The organism is Micromonospora chokoriensis (assembly GCF_000718555.1).
GTDB classification, from domain to species: Bacteria; Actinomycetota; Actinomycetes; order Mycobacteriales; family Micromonosporaceae; genus Micromonospora; species Micromonospora chokoriensis_B.
In genome coordinates this window covers 175,103-196,485 of sequence record NZ_JOAN01000004.1, presented here as the reverse complement: position 1 = coordinate 196,485, position 21,383 = coordinate 175,103, and the positions used below count along the sequence as shown (strand labels likewise).

Sequence of the window (21,383 nt, the reverse complement as noted above, 5' to 3'; positions counted from 1 at the left end):
CACCGCCCGGGCCGTTCCCGCCGGCCGGGCCGACACCGGGTCAGCCGCCCGGGCCGTTCCCGCCGGCCGGACCGTTTCCGCCAGTCGGCCCGACGCCGGGTCAGCCGCCCGCGCCGTGGGGCCAGCAGCCTCCCGGTGGCTACGGGATGCCGCCCGCCGCGCCGGTGAAGAAGACCGGTCGCAACGTCGCCCTCATCATCACGCTGGTAGTGCTGCTCGTACTCTGTCCGTGCCTCGGCCTTGCCGGTTGGGCGGTCTGGAAGGTCGCCGACGCCGCGCGTACCCCGTCGACCACTGCGCCGGCCGTTCCACCCGCTCTGCCCAGTGACGCGCCGACGCCGGCCGCGCCGACCCCCGACGAGGAGGAGTTCGCGCGGGGCGACTGCCTGGTGAACGAGGGCAGTGAGGACGACGCGGAGCTGCGCAAGGTGCCGTGCGGCCCGGACACCTATGAGGTGTTGCTGCGGATCCCGGCGACCACCGACGGGGACCGGTGCGAGGCGCTCGCCCCGCAGGCGACCGCGAACTACGTGCACGACAACTCGATCGACCTGTTCGACTACGTGCTCTGTCTGCGGAAACGATAGCCCGATTGCCAAAACTAGGGCTGTCTAGCGTGGACGCTAGACAGCCCTAGTTTCTTGTCGACGGTCTCGACACGCCGGTAGCCCCATCTATCCATGTCTAGCCTCGCAGCTAGATGGCCCGATACTCTGCGATGCGTGGATCCGGTCCGCAACCCGTACGCGCCGGGCGCCGGCCAGCGTCCGCCCGAACTCGCCGGGCGGGGGCGGGAGCTGGACGTCTTCGACATCGTGCTTGAGCGCATCGCACGGGGCCGGCCCGAACGCAGCCTGATGCTCACCGGGCTGCGCGGCGTCGGCAAGACGGTTCTGCTCAACACTCTCCGGTCACAGGCGATCAACCGCCTCTGGGGCAGCGGCAAGATCGAGGCTCGACCGGACCAGTCGTTGCGTCGCCCGGTCGCCGCCGCGCTGCACATGGCGGTCCGGGAACTCGCCCCCCGCCACCGCGCACCGGACCGGATCGACGCCTTCCTCGGCGTCCTCAAGGCGTTCGCCCAACGGTCCACCCCGACCGGCCGAGCCGGTGCCGCCACGAAGCTGCGCGACCGGTGGCAGCCCGGCATCGACGTGCCGGCGGCAAGTGGCCGGGCCGACTCCGGTGACATCGAGATCGACCTGGTCGAGCTGTTAAGTGACGCCGCCGCCGTGGCCAGTGACGTCGGCACCGGCATCGCCATCTTCATCGACGAGATGCAGGATCTCGGCCCGGAGGACGTGTCGGCGCTCTGCGCCGCCTGCCACGAGCTGTCCCAACTCGGTGCGCCACTGATCGTCGTCGGTGCCGGCCTCCCGCACCTGCCGGCCGTGCTCAGCGCCGCCAAGTCGTACTCCGAACGGTTGTTCCGCTACCAGCGCATCGACCGGCTCGACCGGATCGCCGCCGACCGGGCGCTCTGCGCGCCCGCCGAGCGCGAGGAGGTCGAGTACGAGCAGAAGGCACTCGACCTGCTCTACGAGAAGTCCGGCGGCTACCCCTACTTCGTCCAGGCGTACGGCAAGGCCACCTGGGATCATGCGCCGCGCTCGCCGATCACCGCCGCCGACGTGCGGGTGGCTGCGCCCGAGGCGGAAGCCGAGCTGGCGGTCGGGTTCTTCGGGTCCCGGTTCGAACGGGCCACTCCCGCCGAACGCGAGTACATGCGGGCGATGGCCACGATGTCCGCGGTCGAGGGCGAGTCTCCAACGGTGGTCCGCGACGACATGGACGCCGCGGTGCCCACCGCGGAGATCGCCCGTGCTCTCGGCCGCAAGCCGGCCAGCCTGTCCCCAGCCCGGGACGCGCTGATCAAGAAGGGCTTGATCTACTCCGGTGAGCGCGGCACGGTCGCCTTCACGGTCCCGCACTTCGGCAGGTACCTGCGGACCCAGCCGGCCTGACCACCACCCGGCGTCGACCCGGTCAGACCTTCGACCAGGGCGCCGGAAAGAGCACCTCGCCGCGCGGTGGCGAGCCCTCCTCGCTGGTGGACGGCGGCAGCACCAGCGCCTGCCAGGGCTCACCGAGGCCGGCCCACGGGCTACTCAGGCCCAGCTCACTAGCCGGGCCGAACCCGAACCGGCGGTAGAAGGCCGGGGCACCGAGGACGACGACGAGCCGCTCGCCCAGCTCGGTAGAGGCGTCCAGGGCGGCCTGCACGACAGCTGTGCCGTGCCCGACACGCTGTCGATGCGGGGCGACCGCCACCGGGCCGAGTGCCAGAACTGACACGTCCGAGCCCCGCTCCGGCCGCAGCCGCACCCGGGTCAGCAGCGCGTAACCGACCACCTCGCCGCCGTACTCGGCGACCATGGCCAGCTCCGGCACCCAGGCGGCGGTGCCGCGCAACTCGTCGACGAGGGTGACCTCCGGCGGCGTCGCCACGTCCGGACGAGCGAAGGCGGCGGCCAGCACCCGGCGAACCGGGCCGGCGTCGGCCGGGTCCTCGGGGCGTAGCCGCAGCGTGGTCACCCGCGCGACGTTACCCGCCACCGCCCGTCCATCCGTGACGGTCGCTAGATTTCGGCGTGGCGCACGTGCACGAACACCGATCCGATCCTGCGGTTGCCGGGGTAGCAAACGCCGCGAAGGGGTATGACTGATCCATGACGCCCGTACGCTCCCTCGCCCGCGCCATGTTGAGCGGCATCTTCGTGGTCAGCGGGTATCGCAACTTCCGCAACCCCGACCGGCTCGCGGTGACCGCCAAACCGGTGACCGACAAGGTCGCACCGATACTGAAGAAGGCACACCCGAGCTTCCCCACCGAGACCGAGACGTTGATCCGGCTCAACGCGGCGGTGCAGCTCAGCGCAGGTCTGATGCTGGCCACCGGTCGGTTCCGCCGACCCGCGGCGCTGGTCCTCGCCGGCACGCTGGTGCCGGTGACCATCGCCGGGCATCCCTTCTGGAGCAACGACGACCCGATCGCCAAGAACAACAACCAGATCCACGTGCTGAAGAACCTCGGGCTCCTCGGCGGTCTGCTGCTCGCCGCAGCGGACACCGACGGCAAGCCGGGTCTGCGGTGGCGGACCGGCCATCGCATCGGCCACTCTCGACGTTCTGTGCAACGCGCCGTCCGCACCGCCCGTCGCGAGGCCCGGATCGCCGTCCGGTCCGCGTCCACCGCACGTCGACTCCCCGGCTGACCTGCATCGATGCGCCTCGTCTCACCCCCTACCCCCCGCTAAGGCCACGAATTACCTGAACCACCCGGTAGGCGTTAACGCGGTGGAAATGTCAAAAACATGTGTGGGATCGGACACGGTCGCATAACGCGGGAGGCACTGACGTGAGGCGCCGTTCTAGGCTCCGTGCAGGACCTGGACGGGTAGGACGACCTTGGTACGGGGGTGGCCACGCCATGCCGACGGCTGTCGGTAAACGGGCGGACCGCCTCGCCCCAATCCAACGCGCGATGCGCGGGATCGATCGCAGGAACGTTGTACGGGGGGCCATCGTGGCCGCCGTCGCCTACGCCGCATGGCTCGCCATCGGCACCTTCGGACGGCCGTACAACTTCTTCGACATGAAGATCTATCACGGTGCCGTGGTGTGGTGGGCGAGCGGTCACGAGCTCTACGAGTTCATCGCGCCCGGAACTACTCTCGGGTTCACCTACCCGCCCTTCGCCGGGCTGGTCATGCTGCCGATGGCGCAGCTCCCGATCGGCGCGGCCGGCATGGTCAACGCCGCCGCCAGCATCGCCGCGTTGGCGCTGGTGCTGGCCGGGTTGCTCCGACCCATCGTGGACCGGCTGAGGTGGCCACTGTGGTTCACGGTGGCCGTGGCGGTGCCGCTCGCGGTCGCCATCGAGCCAGGTCGGGAGACCCTCGGCTACGGCCAGGTCAACATCCTGCTGTTCGCCTTGATCATGGCCGACCTGATCGGCCTGCGCTGGCGCTCCCGTCGGGGCACCCACTACGCCGCGACCGACGGCCCCCTACTGCGCTTCGTCTACGGCGGCGCGTGGGCCGGCGCCGGCATCGGCCTGGCCACCGCCGTCAAGCTCACCCCGGCGCTGTTCATCGCCTATCTGCTGATCACCCGTCAGTGGCGGGTGGCGGCCACCGCCATCGGCACCACGATCGGCGTGACGGTCGGCACCTTCGCGATCGTCGGCGACGAGTCTCGGACGTACTTCGGCAGCGTGCTCTGGCAGACCGAACGGGTCGGCGCGGCGGACATGACGCCCAACCAGTCCCTCGCCGGCCTGCTCGCCCGGCTCTACGACTCGATCGAGACCCCGGGGCTGCTCTGGCTCGCCTTCTCGGTGCTGATCCTGGCGCTGGGCCTGTCCCGAGCGGCCAGCTCCCGCGCCGACGGTGACGAGCTGACCGCGTTCACGCTTGTCGGTCTCACCGCGAACGTGATCAGCCCGATCTCCTGGACGCACCACCTGGTCTGGGTGATCCCGGCGATCATCGTGCTGGCCGACGCCGCCGTGCGCCGCCGCGAGGCGAGCCGGGGAACGCCACAGCGCAGCGGCCAGGGGCCGGTGTTCGGCGGCCTGCCCGGGGTCAACGGGCTCCGCCCGCCGATCTGGTACCCGACGCTGACCGGGCTCCGCCACGGCGTCGCCGCGATCGGGCTCTACCTGCTGTTCCTGATCTCTCCGATCTGGCCGTACGAACACCAACTACCGGAGATGTCGCACTACCAGGACGGTCTCTTCGGAGCGCTGATGGAGAACTCGCTGGCGCTCGCGCTGATCGTGCTTGTCGCCGCACTGCCCTGGCGTCCAGGAGCGGAGCCGGCGTTCTACGGCGAGCGGCTGGCCAGGGCCGTGGTGGTCAACGGCCGCCGCTGAGCGGTCAGGGGCAGTTGACCCATTCCTCGGTGCCATCGGTGAAGACCTGCCGCTTCCAGATCGGCAGTCGCGCCTTGACCTCGTCAACCAGCCGGGCGCAGGCCGCGAAGGCGGCGGCCCGGTGCGCGGTGCTCACCGCGGCGACCAGCGCCACGTCACCGATCGCCAGGGAGCCGACCCGGTGCGAGACCGCCACCGCGTACACGTCGGGCTCCGCGGCGATCTCGGCGGCCACCTCGCGCAGCACCTGTGCGGCGCTCGGGTGTCCTTCGTACTCCAGGCTCGTGACCTGGCGGCCGTGGTCGTGGTCGCGAACCACGCCCTGGAAGGACACCACGGCGCCGGCCCGGCGATCGGCGACCGCAGCCTCGTGCGTGGCCAGGTCGAGCGGCTGGTCGGTGACCTCGCCGAAGGTGATCGCTGGTGCGGTCACGACGCACGCTCCCCGGGAAACAGCGGCAGCGGCACGATCGGCACCCGGTCGCCCGGCTCGCCGCTGGTGCCGGGTCGGATGACAGCGAACCCGTCCGCGCCGGCCAGGCCGCGCAGCATCGCCGAGCCAACGTGTCGGACCGGGAACGCGGTGCCGGCGGCCCGGTCCAGTCGGACCAGCGCCAGGTGGGTGTGGTCACCTCGGCCGGGCACCGCCTCAGCCAATGTGGCCTGCGGCAGCACCGGCATCGAGCGGCCCTGCAGGCCGGCGAGCAGCGGGGCGACCAGCGACACCAACGCGACGATGGCGGACTGCGGGTTGCCCGGCAGCCCCGCCACGAACCGGGCTCGCCCGTCGTGGCCGGTCAGCCGGGCCAGCAGCATCGGGAACCCCGGCCGGACCGCCACCGTGTTGACCACGTAGTCGGCGCCGAGCGCCTCCAGGGTCGGGTGCAGGTGATCGACCGGGCCGTTCATCGTGCCGCCGGTGGTGCAGATCAGGTCGGCGTTGGCCAGGGCCGAGCGCAGGGCCGCCACGTGCGCGGGCAGCGTGTCGGCCACCGGGCCGACCACGTCGGATGGGCGAACCTGGCAGCCGTAGCGCCGCAGCCACGCCGGCACCGCGGGGCCCAACGCGTCGCGGACGCGGCCGGCCGCGGGCGGACCCGCCGTCAGTAACTCGTCGCCGAAGACCAGCAGCGCGGCGCGCGGCGCCCGCCGAACCCGCAGCGTGTCGTGCCCACAGGCGGCCGCCAGGCCGATCACCGCCGGGTCGACCGGCGTGCCAACCGGCAACAACTCCTCATCGGCGTACGCCTCCTCGCCGGGCTTCCGCCACTCGGGCGCCTCCCGGGGAACGCCGCTGACCAGGCCGTTGGCGCTCGTCGATTCTTCCACCCGCAGCACGGCGGTGGCACCCTCGGGCACCATCGCACCGGTCGCGATCTCGACGGTCGTGGCGTCCTCGGTGAGCGGTGCCGGGGTGCTGCCCGCCAGAACCCGGCCGACGACACGCCACGGGCCACGGCCCCGCACCGCCCAGCCATCCACGCTTGAGGTCGGGAATGCGGGCAGGTCGGTGCGGGTGGTCAACGGCTCGGCCAGGGTCGACCCGTCGGTGTCGACAAGTGGTCGGGCGACGGCGGGCAGCGCGGCGGCCAGACCGACCGCGTAGACCCGCGATCGCGCTTCCTCCCAGCCGGCTGGTGGGGGCGCAGTGACCCGATCCGCGGTGGGTGCGGTTTCCGTGCTCACCGACCGAGCCTATCGGCACGGACCGACACCCGCCGGGGCCTGCCGTGCACCGACCAGTGCGCGCCACCGCGAAGCGGTCAGTGGTCTCCGCCGCGAAGCTGGTCGACGGTGTGCCCGAGGATCGGCCCGAGGACGGCCAGGCCGTCCCGGGCACCGCCGGTCGAGCCGGGCAGGTTGACCACCAGCATCCGACCGGCGACCCCGGCCAGGCCCCGAGACAGCACCGAGGTCGGCACCCGGTCACGACTGTGCGCGCGGATCGCCTCGGCGATGCCCGGGATCTCGTAATCCAGCAGACCCCGGGTCACGTCCGGGGTCCGATCCGACGGGGTCACTCCGGTGCCACCGCTGGTGAGCACCACGTCGACACCGTCGGCGCGGGCGGCCCGTAAGGCGTCACCGACCGGCTCACCGTCGGGCACCACCACCGGCTCGTCGACCTGGCAGCCCAGCTCGCGCAGGCCGGCGACGAGCAGCGGACCGCTGGTGTCGGCGTAGACACCGGCCGCGGCCCGGTTGGAAGCGACGATCACCCGAGCCCGGATCACGGCCGGTCCTCCGGGCGGACCCACTCGCCGGTCTTGCCGCCCTCCTTGCGCAGCACTCGGACCGCCTCCACTGAGGCCGCCGGGTCGACCGCCTTGACCATGTCGACCAGGGCGAGACCGGCAACGGCAACCGCCGTGAGCGCCTCCATCTCCACCCCCGTCCGGTCGGCCGTGCGGGCAGTGACCGTGATCTCCACGGTGTCGACGGTCAGCCGCAGGTCGACGGTGACGCCATGCAGGGCGATCGGGTGGCAGAGCGGGATCAGGTCCGGAGTGCGCTTGGCCCCCATGATCCCGGCCAGTCGACCCACCGCCAACGCGTCGCCCTTGGGCAGCCCATCGCGATGCAGCAGGTCGATGACCTCGGGGGTAGTTCGCAAACGGCCAGCCGCGACGGCCACCCGGCCCGTCACCGCCTTGCCGGAGACGTCGACCATGCGGGCCGCGCCAGCGCGGTCGACGTGGCTGAGCTGCGCGGGTTCGGTCACGGTCGGAAGCCTATCGGTGCCCTACGACGGCGGTCAGAAGGAGCGGCGTCACGCTGACGACCGCACCGGGGTGCTGACGGCGCAACGTCCGACGCCGCTCCTCCCTCACCAACCCGCTACCGAGGTCGCTGGGGGGACCTGGCAGCGGGCGCGCGTCGACGACCCGGTTCTGCCCACGGGCAGAACCTCCCCCGTTCGCCGATACGGCAGGAAGCTACCGGGCTCGGCGATAAGAAATCGATAAGTGGCGTTCAGGCTGGTCCCCGGTCCGCGTCCACGGCTCGGGCAGCCAAGTCGGCGAGACAGCGTTCGGCCTCGAAGCGCTCCGGCACGCCCATCCGCCGGAAGATCGCCAAAGCGCGCTCCCAGTGCCGCCGGGCCTCGACCGGGTCGACGTGGGCGAAGTGTTCGGCAAGCCCGGCCAGGGCCCGCCCCTGCTCGTGTGGGTGCGCGATCCGCGTAGCCAACCGCAGCGCATCCTGGTGCATCTCGAACGCCTCGCCACCTCGGCCCTGCGCCAGCAGGGTGCGCCCGAGCTCGTTCAGCGCCGCCGCCTCGACGTGTCGTTCCCCCGAACCGATCGCCAGGTCCCGGGCCATCTCGTGTTCCTGCTGGGCCTCGACCAGCCGGCCAAGACCGCGATAGGCGATCCCGAGATCGTTGCGCACCTCGGCTTCGGCATACCGGTGGCCGGTCCGCTCGCGCAGGGCCAACGAGGCAAGGAGAATGCGGATCGCCTGCGGGAGGTCACCCATTCGGACGCGTACGGCGCCGATGTGGCTGAACGCGTTTAGCGTGTGGAACTCGTCGGAGTTCGTCTGGGCCCACGCCAGGTGCAGACGATGCAGGCGCAACGCCTCCTCGTAGCGACCCAACGACGTCAGCGCCATGCCGAGGTTCGGCAGCACCATCGGCACCCTGACAGTGCCGTACCCCTTGTAGTCGCGCAGGCATTCCGAGCCGACCGCCACCGCTTCGGCAAGGTTGCCACTCCAGTAGTAGACGGCCGCGAGATTCGCGCGGTACCGCGCGGTGCTCAGCACGTCCCCCGAGTCACGGGCGAGGGCGACCGCGCGGGTCAGGTGGTCGAGTCCTCGCCGGCTGTCACCGGTGCGGACGTAGCCGGAGGCGAGGTAGTTGTTGATCAATGCCAGTGCGCCGATGTCCCCGGATGCCTCCGCCGCGATCAGTGCTCGACGGTGAGTCACGATGATGTCCTCGAAGTATCCGCGGATGTAGCAGAATCGCCAGAGGGCACGGGCCAGTCGCCAGGAGTGCTCGGGAAAACCGTCATCAAGCGCTGCCGACACCATCGCCACCAGGTCCGTCCGCTCCGCCTCCAACCAGTCGGCGGTGGGGTCGCCGATGGCGTCGACCAGCTCGGGCCGCGCGAACGAGACTCGTTTGACCTGGGAATTTGCGATGCCAGGCTCCAGCGTCTCGGCGACCCTCAGCGCCACCTCCAGCGTGAAGTCGAACAGCTGGGCCAACCCAACGCTTCGATCGCTCGCGGAGTCGGTACGCGAGCACAACTCCACGGCGTACTGACGCATGAGGTCGTGCAGCCGATACCGCGTCGAGTCCAGGTCCTCCACCAGGTTCCTGTCGACGAGGTCGTCGAGCGCCTCGCGAGCTTCCGCGATGGTCAGGCCGGTCAGCGCGGCGACGGCCGGGAGGCTGAAGCGGTTACCCGGATACAGACCCAGGAACCGGAAGACACGCTTGGTCGAATTCGGCAGAGGCTCGTAGGAGGCGGCGAAGGCACCGGTGATCGTGCTGTCTTCCTGGGCCAGGTGGTGCAGCGCCGGGGCATCGCCAGCCATCTGTTCGGCAAGGTCCGCCAACCGCCAGCCGCGGCGGTGGGCCAGTCGGGCACCGGCCAGCCGAATCGCCAGGGGAAGGTGCCCACATCGCCGGACCACCTCGGCGGCCGCGTCCGGCTCGGCCTCGACCCGGTCTCGACCGACGCTCAGGCCGAGCAGATCCACACCCTCCTGCGGGCTCATCACCGGCAGCGTCTGCGACGGCCCGACATCCGGGTGGGACAGTCGTCGCCGCGACGTCACCAACACGACGGTGGTCGGCTCGGCCGGCAGGAGAGGCATGATCTGCTCGCTGCTCGCAGCGTTGTCGAGCACCACCACCGACCTCCGGCGGGCCAACTCCTGTCGCCACATTTCGACTCTGCCGTCGAACTCCACCGGTACGCGGTCGGCCGGAACGCCAAGCTGTCGGAGCAGGGTGACGAGGGCGCTCGCCGGCTCCACCCGGTTCTTCTCGCCATGCCCGCAGAGGTCGATGAACAACGCGGCGTCCGGGTACCGCTCGGACAGCCGACGCGCCAGGTGCACGGCAAGGGTTGTCTTGCCGCTACCCGCCATGCCGTCGATGATGTGCACGGCCGGCACCCGCTCCTCGATCCGCCGGGTCTCCGCCAGCAGCCGCGACACCACGTGCTCCCTACCGACGAAGTCGGTGACCGCTCGGGGGAGGTGATCCACCAGGTCGGGCCGACGTGGTTTCGCGGAGGCCACCGCGGTCGCCTGGGCAGGCGCGGTCGGGCCAGCCGGACGGGCTGCGGGGCTGCTCCTCGACAGTGGCGTAGCCGCCGTGAGGATCGTGCGGTGAAGAGCCTGCAGCCCGGCACCCGGAGGGATGCCCAGATCCGCTGCCAGCCTCGCGCGCGCCTCCCCGTACGCGGTAAGCGCGCCGGCGTGGTCGCCGCGCTCGTACAGCGCCCGCATGAGAAGGACGTACGCCGGTTCCCGGAGGGGGTGACGCACGATGACGTCGCGCAGCAGCGGGATCGCCAGGTCGTCCCGCCCCGACCTCAACTGGGCGTCGATGAGGAGTTCCACGGCCAGCAGGCGCTCCTCCTCTGCGGCAGCGCTGCTCGCGGTGAGTACCGGGCCGAGCGGGACACCGGCGAGCATCGGCCCGTGCCATCGAGCCACGGCAGACCCCAGCAGTTCCAGGGCGCGGTCCAGCCGGCCGGCAATTAGGGCTTCCCGGCCCGCCACGCGCTCCATCTCAAAGCGGAACACGTCGATAAGCTCCGCCGGCAGAACGAGTCGGTAACCGTTCTGTTGCCTAAGGATGGCGCCCTCACCGTTGTCGAAAGTCTCGAAGGCCCGACGCAGATTCGCGGCGTAGGAACGCACATTCGCAACCGCTGAGCGCGGCGGACCGTCGGGCCACAACTCGTCAACCAGGTCGTTTAGCGTCACCAGTTGTCCCGGCTGGACTGCGAGCATCGCAAAAACGGCCTGCTGTTTAGGCGTACCAAGGTGCAGTTTACGAGTGGACAATTGCACTGAGAGGCCACCCAGAAGCTGAATCTCCACTCATCCCCCTGCCATTGGGGCGGGACGGTCGCTAACGGCGGACAACGCGCTCTGCGACGAGGCTGGCCAGTCCCGGTGCAGGGTGCCGCGTGCAGGTTGCCCCCTGCTTATCCGGGAGCAAGTTGCCGGGCATCCGTTCACTTGAGGGCCATCGACCATTGATTGCGCCTCCCGGCGTTCCAGACGGACAGCTTGCCCAACCGGTTGTCTCCTCTGGCCGAACTCCAGATGATGTAGCAGGTCGGAAGCCAGCAGACTTGAGAGGATACGCAGACATAACCCACCGGATTCAACCTGCAGCAGCTAGCAACGAGTCCGCGTCAGAGGGGGCAAACCTCAACGGTGCGCTCAGGAGCGCGGACAGAACGTTACAAACCATCTCCCAGTTGGCTAATGTTGCGCATAGAGACATATGGCGGTCTGTAACGGGCTATATCTCTATTACGCTATCCCCGTCAGCAAGTCGGAGCATTAATGGCTAGTCCATGAGTTGCCACTAATGCCTGAACCTCCGGGAGGTAGTCATGCGCGGCAACGAGTGGATGTGACGACGCGGGGGTCTGCCGCTGGCCCCTTATCGTGCGCTACGGTGCCAGGAGCGGACCCGGCACCCTCGGGAGCGGCATGCCTTCCCAAGCGCAGAACGATCAAGAAGATCATCGAAGACTGACCCTGATTATCGGTGTCATCGTCGTTGCGGCATCGATGGTCTGCGCCCTGTCGCTGATGGCGGTGCTCGCCCGTCCCCCGGCATCCGTGACCGAAGTTGCCACCGTCGTAGCACTCATCGCCATGATCGCCGTTGCCACGATGGTCAAGGCCCGGGTGCGAATCCGATCAACCACACACTCGATCACCTGGAACGAGACCGCGATCCTGGTCGGAGTGGCGGTCGCTCCAGCACCCTGGGTCGTGTTGTGCACGGCAATTGGGGTGGCGGTTGCTTTCGCGGTCCTGCGTCTGCCGGCGATCAAGATGGCGTTCAGCGTCGGAAAAAACGCCCTCGTTGCCGCCGGCGCCGGGCTGACCCTCGTTTCGCTCGACTGGGCCTGGCCCCCCGACACATTCACCGACTTCACCGACCTCGTCGGCCCGATAGCCCTCGCCTACCTCGCCGCCACACTGCTCGACGAGATCATCGCGATCCCGGTCATCGCGATAGCCTCCGGTAGCAGCATCCGTCAGCAATTCCGCACGAACTGGGACTTGCGGGGCGTGGGTGTAGCGCTGCGATTCCTCGTCACCATCTGCACCCTTCTCCTCCTTCAGGCCGACCTACGACTCCTGGTGGCCGTTCCGCCGCTGGTGCTCAGCCTGCACCTCGCCTACTCCACGAGAATCCGTTCCAGGACGGAACAGCAGGCGTGGCAGCGCCTCGCCCGCACCACCGACGCGCTCAACGTGGTCGACCTGGGCAACGTCCTCACCACCGCCGTCACCCAGGCCGCCGAGCTGTTCTCCGCCGACGAGGTCGAGATCGAGCTACGCGACGGCGGCCGAACCGTACGCGGTGGCACCGGTGGCATCACCTTCGACGGCCCGACCGGCACGCCCACCGACGTGGACGGCACGATCATCCCCGCGACCCTCGAAGGTCACGACCGGACCGTCGATGTCGGCATGCTCCGACTGCGTTTCCGCGGCCCGGTACAGCTCTCCGAGCGGGAGCAGTACACCCTGCGTACCTTCGCCTCCGCGCTCTGCACGGCCGTCCGCAACGCGCAGGCGTACGCCGAGCTGGCCCGGGTCGCCGACGAGCACGCGTACGCGGCCGCGCACGACGCGCTGACCGGGCTGGCCAACCGCCGGCACCTCCTCGACGAGGGCACCGAGCAGTTGAGCGCCCGCCACGCCGACGGGGTGACCGCGCTGGTGCTGATCGACCTCAACCACTTCAAGGAAGTCAACGACACACTCGGGCATGCCGCCGGCGACCAGGTGCTGGTGCAGGTGGCCGACCGGTTGCAGGGCGCAGCCCAGGCGAGTGACCTGGTGGCCCGCCTCGGGGGCGACGAGTTCGCCGTGCTCTTGCGCGGTCTGCCGGCCCCTGCGGTCGCCACACACCGGGCCGAGACGCTGCTCGCCACCCTGCACGAGCCGTTCGAGCTGGACGGCATGCGGATCAGCGTCGAGGCCAGCGGCGGGATCTCCATCGCCCCGTCCAGCGGTGGGATGGCCGAGCTGCTGCGCCGCGCCGACGTGGCCATGTACCAGGCGAAGCGGGCCGGGCAACGGATCTCCACGTACGCCCCGGCCCGGGACACCGCAGACCTGGGCCGTCTCACCCTCGGCGGCGACCTGCCACGCGCGGTCGCCGACCACGAGTTCGTCGTCAACTTCCAACCGATCGTCGACCTGGGCACCGGCAAGGTGACAAGCGCAGAGGCCCTGGCCCGCTGGCACCACCCCACCCACGGCATGATCGACCCCCTGCGCTTCCTGGAGACGGTGGAGCGGTCCGGCCTACTGCCGGCCTTCGCCGAAGCGATCCTCGACCAGGCGCTGATCGCGGCGGCCAGCTGGCGCGACGCCGGCTTCGACATACCGGTCGCGGTCAACGTGTCCCCGCGCAGCCTGCTCGACGCGCGGTTCCCGGGCTCGGTGCTGGCCCGCCTCCGTGCCCACGACCTCCCACCGAACCGGCTGGTCCTGGAGCTGACCGAGACGCTGACGCTCAGCCAACTCGACGTGGTCGACCGGGTCCTCAGCCGGCTGCGCGACGAGGGTGTCCGGTTGGCGTTGGACGACTTCGGCACCGGCTACTCCTCACTCTCCCTGCTCTCCCGCATCCCGGTACACGAGTTGAAGATCGACCGGAGCTTCGTCACCACGATGGAGAGCTCGGCCGAGGCCGCCGCCGTCATCCGATCCACCCTCGACCTGGGCCGCAGCCTCAACCTGGACGTGGTGGCCGAGGGGGTCGAGAGCGAGCCGCAGCGGCGGGCCCTCTGGGAGTTGGGCTGCGTCGCCGGCCAGGGCCACCTGTTCGCGCGACCGATGCCGTCCGGCACCCTCCTCGCGGCGATGCAGCGCGGCTCGGGCGGCCGACCGGGCACCCTGGCCGCACCGCTGCACGACACCGGAGCGGTGATCCGGCTCAACCAGAACCGCCGCCAAGCCGGTCGCTCCCACCCCGACCGCCTCCCGCACCTGCCCGCCTGAGCAGGCACCTCTGCACCTGAGCGAGCATCGGCCCACCTCGCAGACAGCCCGATCTGCCAGACTGTCGCGCGTGATCGTCGACGACCAGCCCGCCCACCGCCGTCGCTGGCACTGGCGGACGCTCGACGCCGCAGCCGGTGGACTCGCCCTCGACCTGGGCCTCTACGCCGTCTCGGCCATCTTCGCCGCGATCACCGCAGTCACCTCGACCCTGCTGCCGCATCGAGCCTGGGGAGCGGTCGCCGCAGTCGGCTACCTGCTCGCCACACTGGCGGTAATCGCCCAACTCCTGCTGCGTCGACGCTCTCCGACCTCCCGACTGACCGGCCTGCCAGCCCGCTGGGCGGTCACCGGTCTCGCCTGGGCGGGCACCACACTGCTGCCCCTGGTCTGGCAGAGCATCGACCGGGCCGGCGGGCGCACCGACCGGGCCCAGGAGGAGGTGCTGGTCGTGGAGCACGCCGGCAGCCGCCTCCTGGAGCACGGCACGCCGTACCTCGGACCCGACGCCATCGCCGCCCTGCCACCCGGCGAGCAACTTATGGGCTACACCCCGTACCAGCCCGGCATGGCGATGTTCGGCCTGCCCAGAGCACTTGTCGACGCCTGGTGGACCGACTCCCGGGTCTGGTTCGCGGTGGGTACCGCGCTGGCGCTCGCCCTGGCGGTGGCCACCCTGCGCGGACTGCCGGCCGCCGCCGGCCAGGCCACCCCCGCCACGACCCACCGAACCGACACCGCCCTGCTGCGCGGCGTGCAGGCCGCCACCGTACTGCCGATCTGCGCCCTCACCCTCGCCACCGGCGGCGACGACCTACCCGTACTCGCGCTCTGTCTGCTGGCCCTCGCATTCGCCGCCGCCAACCGACCCGGCCGGGCCGGCCTCGCGGTCGGGCTCGCCGGCGCGCTGAAGCTGTTCGCCTGGCCGGTCGCCCTGGTTTTGATCGTCTGGGGTCTGACCCGACGCGCCGGCACCCGAGTCGCCGTCGGCGCCATCGGCCTGCCCGTCGCCGCACTACTGCCGGCACTGCTTGTCGACCGCGACGCCCTCACCGAGAACGTGCTGCGCTTCCCCCTCGGCCACGGGCTGGTCACCAGCCCCGCACAGTCCCCGTTCCCCGGCTACCTGATCGCCAGCGCGCTACCCGCCGGCCGGCTGATCGCCGCCGCGCTGCTGGTCGCGGCCGGCGTGGCCATCGCCGTCCGGCTCGCCCGCCGCCCGCCCCGCACCGCCGTCGCCACCGCGCTCATCTGCGGGTACGGGCTGCTCGCTGCCATCGCCCTGATGCCCACGACCCGCTTCGGCTACCTGCTGTACCCGCTGGCCCTGCTCACCTGGGCACCCGCGCTGCACCGCCCGGTCGACACGCCGAACTCCCCGGTTCCCGATGAGCGGTCCGGTCGGACCACTTCGGCGTAACTGCCGGGCGCAACTGCGCATCAGGGCGTAGACCTGAAGGCATGACGACGTACCGCGACCGGGCCGACGCGGGCCGGGTGCTCTCCGAACGACTCACCGCACTCATCGGCGATCCGGACGTCGTCGTCCTCGGCCTCGTCCGTGGCGGCATACCCGTCGCCCGGGTCGTCGCCGAACGGCTCGGCGCACCACTGGACGTGCTTGTCGTCCGCAAGCTCGGCATGCCGTGGGCCCGGGAGGTCGCCTTCGGCGCGCTCGGGCCGGGCGGCGTCCGAGTGCTCAACGACGCGGTGGCCAGCCGACTCAGCAGCGACGACATAGCCGAGGTCAGCCATCGGGAGCAGGCCGAGTTGGAACGCCGGGAACGGCTCTACCGGGGCGGTCGCGCACAGTTGGACCTCACCGGACGGACCGCGTTGATCGTCGATGACGGCCTCGCCACCGGCGCGACCGCCCGCGCCGCCGTCGAGGTGGTCCGCCAACTCGGGGCACACCGGGTGGTGGTCGCGGTCCCGGTCGGCGCGCAGGAGGCGTACGAACTGCTCGCCGCCGAAGCGGACCAGGTCATCTGTGCTCAACGGCCACCTGACTTCGGTGCGGTGAGCGTCTACTACGACGACTTCCACGAGGTGTCCGACGAAGAAGTCACCGAGGCGCTCACAGCAACTGCTTAGGTCCAGCGGGTACCGTCGGGCGATGAGTAGTCTCACCTGTCCCAAGTGTCACGGAGAAATGCGCCAGTACGAGCGCAGCGGCGTCGTCATCGACCAGTGCGGGGAGTGCCGAGGCATCTTCCTGGACCGGGGCGAGTTGGAGAAGCTGTTCGAGGCGGAGGCCAACTGGAGCCGCCAGCAGACCGGCGGCGCGCCAGCGCAGTCCGCGCAGCAGCCGGCCGGCTACCCGCCCCCGCCGCCCCCGCCGCACCAGCCCGGTTACGGCGCCGTCCCGCCGCCGCCCCCGCCCGCCCACGGCTACCCGCCGCAGCCGGCCTACGGCCACCAGCAGCAGCACCACGGCTACCACGGCCACTACCGGCAGAAGAAGCGCAAGGGCTTCCTCGACGAGATGTTCGGCTGAGCCCAAGCCGACCTCCCTGCCCGGGTCGATCCACGCGTCGGCCCGGGCACCTCACCCAGGCCATTGATCGTTGGCGGGTGCGATGCGTCGTGCGAGGCTGAGTCGTATGACCGCGATCCGACCGGACGAGGCGCTGGCCCAGGCGTACGACGGGATCACTGCGGTGGTCGGCGACCTGGACGACGCCGGCCTGCAACGAGCCACCCGCTGCCAGGGCTGGCTCATCGCCGACCTGCTCCTGCACGTGCTCGGTGACGCCCAGCGGGCACTTGTCGCCCTGGCCAGCCCCGTCGACGGCCCCGCCGACGTCGACGACGTGAGCTACTGGCGTGACTTCCCCGGCAACGACGACGAGGCGGCCCGGCACGCCTGGTGGGTCCGTCGATCGGCCGCCGCCTTCGACCGTCCGACCGGGATCGTCAAGCTCTGGCGAGAAACCACCCCGGCGGCGATCCGCGCCGCCGCGTCAGCCGACCCCAAGGGGTACGTGACCACGCAGGGGCACGTGCTGCGCGTACCGGATTTCCTCGCCACCCTGACCACCGAGGCCGTCGTCCACCACCTGGACCTGACGCTGGAACTGCCCGGCGCGCCGCCGCCCGGCCCCCTGGGGGTACGCGTCGCGGTGGCGACCATGTTTGGCCTGCTCAGTGACGACACCGTTCGACCCGCCGGGTGGAGCGACAGAGATTTCTTGCTGAAGGCCACCGGGCGCGTGTCACTGACCGACCGGGACCGGCTGGAGCTGGGCGAGTCGGCGGGCTGGTTCCCTCTGCTCGGCTGAGCGGCGAACGGTGCCGTGCCGGTCAGCCGATGGCCATGTCGACGAAGCGGGACAGGTGCAGCTGGGCTGCGACGGTCACCGTGTCGGTTGGCCCATTTCTGTGCTTAGCAACAATAAAATCCGCCTCCCCGGCCCGCGGCGACTCCTTGTCGTAGTAGTCGTCGCGGTGCAGCAGGATGACAACGTCGGCGTCTTGCTCAATCGAGCCCGACTCACGCAGATCAGACAGCTGGGGTCGCTTGTCGGTGCGCTGCTCGGGGCCACGGTTCAGCTGACTGACCGCGATGACCGGGCACTCGACCTCCTTGGCCAAGAGCTTGAGGCCACGGGACAGGTCGGCGACCTCCTGCTGGCGACTCTCGGTGCGCTTCGGCGAGGTCATCAGCTGGAGATAGTCCACCACGATCATCTTGAGGTCGTGCCGCTGCTTGAGCCGCCGAGCCTTGGCCCGGATCTCCATCAGGTTCATGCTCGGGGTGTCGTCGACGAAGAGCGGCGCCTCGCTGATCTCACCCATGCACCGGGCCAGCTTGGTCCAGTCGTCGTCGGAGAGCTGACCACTGCGCAGCACGTGCAGCGGCACCCGCGCCTCGGCGGAGAGCAGCCGCATGACGATCTCGACCTTGCTCATTTCCAGCGAGAAGATGGCGGCCGCCTGGTTGGCGCGAATAGCCGCATTTCGGGCAAAGTCCATACTTGCCGTAGATTTTCCCAAACCGGGCCTTCCGGCCACGATGATCAACTGACCGGCGTGCAGGCCGTTGAGCAGTCGGTCCAGGTCGCTGAAGCCGGTCGGCACGCCGGTCATCATGCCGCCGGTCGCCCCCACCGCCTCGATCTCGTCCAGCGTCGGCTGCAACATGTCGGCCAGGATCGCGAAGTCCTCGCTCACCCGCCGTTCGGTGACGTCGTAGACGGCCTGTTGGGCGAGGTCGACGACGTCGTCCACGTCGCGGCTGCCGCCGCTGGCGGTGCCGTAGCCCAGTTGCACGATCTTGGTGCCGGCCTCGACCAGCCGGCGCAGCACCGCCCGCTCGCTGACGATGCGGGCGTAGTACGCCGCGTTGGCGGCGGTGGGCACGCTGGCGATGAGGGTGTGCAGGTACGGCGCGCCACCGATGCGGGCCAGGTCCCCGGAGTCGGTCAGCGCGGCGGCGACGGTGATCGGGTCGGCCGGCTCACCCCGACCGTAGATGTCGAGGATGATGTCGAAGATGGTGGCGTGCACCGGCCGGTAGAAGTCGTTGGTCTTGAGGATCTCGACGACGTCGGCGATGGCGTCCTTGGAGAGCAGCATGCCGCCGAGGACGCACTGCTCGGCGGCAACATCCTGCGGTGGAGTCTTGTCGAACTGGCCGTCCCGCTGCGCGGGTGGCTGGCCTCCGCCGGAGCGTGGCTCTGCCCGCATGTCGTCGGTGACCGACACGGGTACCCCCTCCACTGCGCCGGATCCAGTCCCAGCTCTACCGCTGGGGTCTGACACTTCTACACCGACCGGGCCGGTCGATCGGGGGCCATCGCCGGCGGTCGAGGGCCAACCATACGGACCCCGAGGTCAGAGACTCAACAACGCCGGTGGATGAGCCTCGGGACAACCTGTGGATGCCGGTGGTCAGCATGTGCGCAGCGTGTGCACAGCCTGTGGATAACCATTGGGGAATTCTCGGCTTCAAGTCGCTGACCTGGGGAAACATGCTCCCCAGCCTGTGGAGGATAATATTTCGGTCGGGCCTGTGACACGATCGTCCCGTACTATCTCCAGCGAACGGCTACACCTGGACAGCGGATTCCGCTTTCGGTTCAGAAGGGTCACACTCCGGCCGTGAATTACCGGGACTGGGGACGCGGCGACGGCAGCCCGCGCGAGCGCCCGCCAACCGCATCGTGGGGTGAGCGCGCGGCGTCCGTTCCGGTTGATCCGTACGACGAGGACGGGCGCTACCGCACCTCCAGCCGAAGGCGTGCACTGGACCGCGGCCAGGACGAGCCTGTCGACGCCTACCTGCCCCGGTGGGCGCTGGAGTCGGGGGTCCGGCACGCGGACGGTGGCGGTCGCCACGCGGCACCAGACGAGGATGAGCCTGAGCCCGAGCGGCCGACGTCCGGCGCTGGCCGGCGGTCCGCCGAGTCGTCGACCCGTCAGCGGCGGGGCCGGGAGGTTGGTCGGCGGGAGCAGGCCGCGATCGGCCCGGCGCCCGACTCGGACCACACCAGAGAGTGGACGCTCGATCGACCACAGGAGCAGGGGTACGCCGGCCGCCGACGGGCCGATGCCGGGGAGGACGAGCCGGTCTCTGGGGCTGTCTCGGACCGGCGTCCCCGCCGTGCACCCGTTGGCCGTCCGCAGGTGATCTGGTCGGGCGGGGATCTGGAGGCCGCCCCGACCGAGCAGGTGCCGGACCAGGAGCCGAGCCGTCGCAGCCGGCGTAGCCGTCGTGCGGCGGAGGAGTCCTGGTCCCGCCCGGCGGCCGACCCGTGGACCAGGGGATCGGACCGGGTGGCTGAGCCCGAACCGTCGTACCCGCCAGCGGTGGACCCGTGGGACGCCTCGGGCGTGCAGGCGTGGCCGCCGGTGACCGGCGTGGCCGGCGGTGACGGTGGGGACCTGAGCGAGCAGTGGTCGGCGGTGGAGAGCGTCGGTGGCTGGGAGCGGTCGGACCGCACCGGCCAGTGGGAGCGGTCCGCGATCGAGGATGACCAGTGGGACCGTACGCTGCCGCCGCGCTCGGATCAGCCGGTGGCGGCCGAGGGGTGGCCGAGCCGGGAGGATGGATTCTGGTCCGGCACCCGGCTGGCCGATGACGACCCGCGTTGGATGGACCCGTCGACGTCGGCGCCCCGGTCGCCGGTGGTGGGATATACCGCTCCGCGGCCGCGCAGCGCGCCTGTGCCGCCGGTGGGTGCGCCGCGTGGGGGTGCGCCACGGCGTCGGGCGGACCGGCCGGCGGCCGGGACGGCGTCGGTGCGTCAGCGGGTCGAGTCGGCGGCCACCGGTGCCTGGGCGCGGCGTCTGGAGGACGACCTACTGGACCCGGACCCGGGTGGGTCTGTCCGGCCTCTGCTGTACACGGCCGCGTGTTACCTGGTGCCGGCGATGCTGATCTTCGTCTGGCTGTTGACGTTGGACAGCCAGGCACCGGCTGGTTGCGTGACGGACATCAGCGGGGGCGGCTGCGACTCGGCCCGGTCGCGCGCGTTGGAGTCACTGCTCGCCGGTTCGCCGCGCTTCGGGTTGGCGCTGGTGAGCAGTCTGGTGGTGGCGGCGCTGCTGCGTCGGGTGGGTACGACGTGGCGCTCGGCGACCATCGCTGTTGCCGCCGCGGTGGTGGGCGGCGGCCTCTCCACCGTGCTGATCAGCGCGGTGACGGGCCAGCCCATCGGGTGAGCCGCCAGCGGGTCGGGGCAGCGCCGGGCGCCGGGCGGCGGGCGGCGGGCGGCGGGCCACATCATCGGCTGGGCACTGCCGCTTCGGATGACGTACGCACGAGGGCCCGCACCGAGCGATCGGTGCGGGCCCTCGTGATGGTGTTGCGGACGTCAGCCCTGAACGACGTTCAGGTTGAACGACGCGGTCACCTCGGGGTGCAGCTTGATCTTCACCGGGTAGGCGCCGATCGACTTGATGTGACCGGGCACCTCCAGCCGACGCCGGTCGAGGACCGGGCCACTGGCGGCCTTGACGGCGTCGACGATCTCGGCCGGAGTGACCGAGCCGAAGAGCCGTCCGCCGTCGCCGGCGCGGACCTTCAGGTTGACCTTCAGACCCTCGAGCTGAGCCTTGACCTCGTTGGCGTGGTCGAGGTCGCGGATCTCGCGGGCCCCACGGGCCCGCTTGATGACCGTGACCTGCTTTTCCGCGCCCTTGGTCCAGACGATCGCGAAGCCCTGCGGCAGCAGGTAGTTACGGCCGTAGCCGTTCTTGACCTCGACGATGTCGCCTGGGGCACCGAGGCCGGACACTTCCTGAGTCAGGATGATCTTCATATCGGTGCCTCCTC

18 protein-coding genes are annotated in these 21,383 nt (G+C 70.5%); 10 read left to right on the top strand and 8 right to left on the bottom strand.

Going from position 1 to position 21,383, the window contains the following annotated elements:
* Positions 1-146 precede the first annotated feature (146 nt).
* Together IF46_RS35620 and IF46_RS0108330 are read left to right on the top strand one after the other, a co-directional pair.
* A complete protein-coding gene (locus IF46_RS35620) occupies positions 147-587 on the top strand; it encodes an LppU/SCO3897 family protein (RefSeq protein WP_051723760.1) in 441 nt (146 codons plus the stop codon).
* 135 nt (positions 588-722) lie between these two features.
* Positions 723-1,964 (top strand): ATP-binding protein, encoded by a 1,242-nt coding sequence (locus IF46_RS0108330; protein WP_030487705.1) that lies wholly within the window; start codon positions 723-725, stop codon positions 1,962-1,964.
* Positions 1,965-1,986: 22 nt separating this feature from the next.
* On the opposite strand, the gene IF46_RS0108325 is transcribed toward IF46_RS0108330, so the two are convergent.
* Positions 1,987-2,535 carry a GNAT family N-acetyltransferase gene (locus IF46_RS0108325; RefSeq protein WP_030487704.1) on the bottom strand — a complete coding sequence of 183 codons (549 nt, stop codon included), beginning with the start codon at positions 2,533-2,535 and terminating at the stop codon, positions 1,987-1,989.
* 134 nt (positions 2,536-2,669) lie between these two features.
* Here IF46_RS0108325 and IF46_RS0108320 point away from each other — a divergent pair, with 134 nt between their 5' ends.
* Positions 2,670-3,215, top strand: a complete 546-nt coding sequence (locus IF46_RS0108320; protein WP_030487703.1) for a DoxX family protein — start codon at positions 2,670-2,672, stop codon at positions 3,213-3,215.
* 215 nt (positions 3,216-3,430) lie between these two features.
* Complete coding sequence (locus tag IF46_RS0108315) at positions 3,431-4,876, top strand: glycosyltransferase 87 family protein (RefSeq protein ID WP_030487702.1); 1,446 nt, start codon at positions 3,431-3,433, stop codon at positions 4,874-4,876.
* 4 nt (positions 4,877-4,880) lie between these two features.
* On the opposite strand, the gene IF46_RS0108310 is transcribed toward IF46_RS0108315, so the two are convergent.
* The 5 genes from IF46_RS0108310 to IF46_RS0108290 form a co-directional block, all read right to left on the bottom strand.
* Positions 4,881-5,309, bottom strand: a complete 429-nt coding sequence (locus IF46_RS0108310; RefSeq protein ID WP_030487701.1) for a molybdenum cofactor biosynthesis protein MoaE — start codon at positions 5,307-5,309, stop codon at positions 4,881-4,883.
* Positions 5,306-6,562: a molybdopterin molybdotransferase MoeA gene (locus IF46_RS0108305; protein ID WP_030487700.1), complete on the bottom strand. Its 1,257-nt coding sequence runs from the start codon at positions 6,560-6,562 to the stop codon at positions 5,306-5,308. Before IF46_RS0108305 ends, IF46_RS0108310 begins: the two co-directional genes overlap by 4 nt.
* A 77-nt stretch (positions 6,563-6,639) precedes the next feature.
* Positions 6,640-7,110, bottom strand: coding sequence for a MogA/MoaB family molybdenum cofactor biosynthesis protein (locus IF46_RS0108300; RefSeq protein WP_030487699.1), 471 nt, complete (start codon positions 7,108-7,110; stop codon positions 6,640-6,642).
* Positions 7,107-7,598, bottom strand: a complete 492-nt coding sequence (moaC, locus tag IF46_RS0108295) for a cyclic pyranopterin monophosphate synthase MoaC (RefSeq protein WP_030487698.1) — start codon at positions 7,596-7,598, stop codon at positions 7,107-7,109. Before moaC ends, IF46_RS0108300 begins: the two co-directional genes overlap by 4 nt.
* Positions 7,599-7,849: 251 nt before the next feature.
* Entirely contained in the window at positions 7,850-10,942 is a 3,093-nt protein-coding gene (locus IF46_RS0108290) for an AfsR/SARP family transcriptional regulator (protein ID WP_157562740.1), read from the bottom strand.
* A gap of 624 nt (positions 10,943-11,566) precedes the next feature.
* On the opposite strand from IF46_RS0108290, the gene IF46_RS0108285 reads away from it, so the two are divergent.
* The 5 genes from IF46_RS0108285 to IF46_RS0108265 all read left to right on the top strand — a co-directional run bounded on the left by IF46_RS0108285 (position 11,567) and on the right by IF46_RS0108265 (position 17,385).
* Positions 11,567-14,104, top strand: coding sequence for a putative bifunctional diguanylate cyclase/phosphodiesterase (locus IF46_RS0108285; RefSeq protein ID WP_030487696.1), 2,538 nt, complete (start codon positions 11,567-11,569; stop codon positions 14,102-14,104).
* A 73-nt stretch (positions 14,105-14,177) separates the two neighbouring features.
* On the top strand, positions 14,178-15,524 hold the full coding sequence (locus tag IF46_RS0108280; RefSeq protein WP_030487695.1) for a glycosyltransferase 87 family protein: 1,347 nt from the start codon (positions 14,178-14,180) through the stop codon (positions 15,522-15,524).
* A gap of 41 nt (positions 15,525-15,565) precedes the next feature.
* On the top strand, positions 15,566-16,198 hold the full coding sequence (locus tag IF46_RS0108275; protein ID WP_030487694.1) for a phosphoribosyltransferase: 633 nt from the start codon (positions 15,566-15,568) through the stop codon (positions 16,196-16,198).
* A 22-nt stretch (positions 16,199-16,220) separates the two neighbouring features.
* Positions 16,221-16,601, top strand: coding sequence for a zf-TFIIB domain-containing protein (locus tag IF46_RS0108270; RefSeq protein ID WP_030487693.1), 381 nt, complete (start codon positions 16,221-16,223; stop codon positions 16,599-16,601).
* A gap of 106 nt (positions 16,602-16,707) precedes the next feature.
* Positions 16,708-17,385, top strand: coding sequence for a maleylpyruvate isomerase N-terminal domain-containing protein (locus IF46_RS0108265; protein WP_030487692.1), 678 nt, complete (start codon positions 16,708-16,710; stop codon positions 17,383-17,385).
* Positions 17,386-17,407: 22 nt separating this feature from the next.
* Here the strand turns inward: IF46_RS0108265 and dnaB are convergent, their stop codons facing one another.
* Positions 17,408-18,811: a replicative DNA helicase gene (gene dnaB / locus IF46_RS0108260; RefSeq protein WP_030487691.1), complete on the bottom strand. Its 1,404-nt coding sequence runs from the start codon at positions 18,809-18,811 to the stop codon at positions 17,408-17,410.
* A 396-nt stretch (positions 18,812-19,207) separates the two neighbouring features.
* Here dnaB and IF46_RS0108255 point away from each other — a divergent pair, with 396 nt between their 5' ends.
* Entirely contained in the window at positions 19,208-20,770 is a 1,563-nt protein-coding gene (locus tag IF46_RS0108255; RefSeq protein ID WP_030487690.1) for a hypothetical protein, read from the top strand.
* Between the two features lie 152 nt (positions 20,771-20,922).
* Here IF46_RS0108255 and rplI read toward each other — a convergent pair whose 3' ends face one another.
* Entirely contained in the window at positions 20,923-21,369 is a 447-nt protein-coding gene (gene rplI, locus IF46_RS0108250; RefSeq protein WP_030487689.1) for a 50S ribosomal protein L9, read from the bottom strand.
* Between the last annotated feature and the right edge of the window lie 14 nt (positions 21,370-21,383).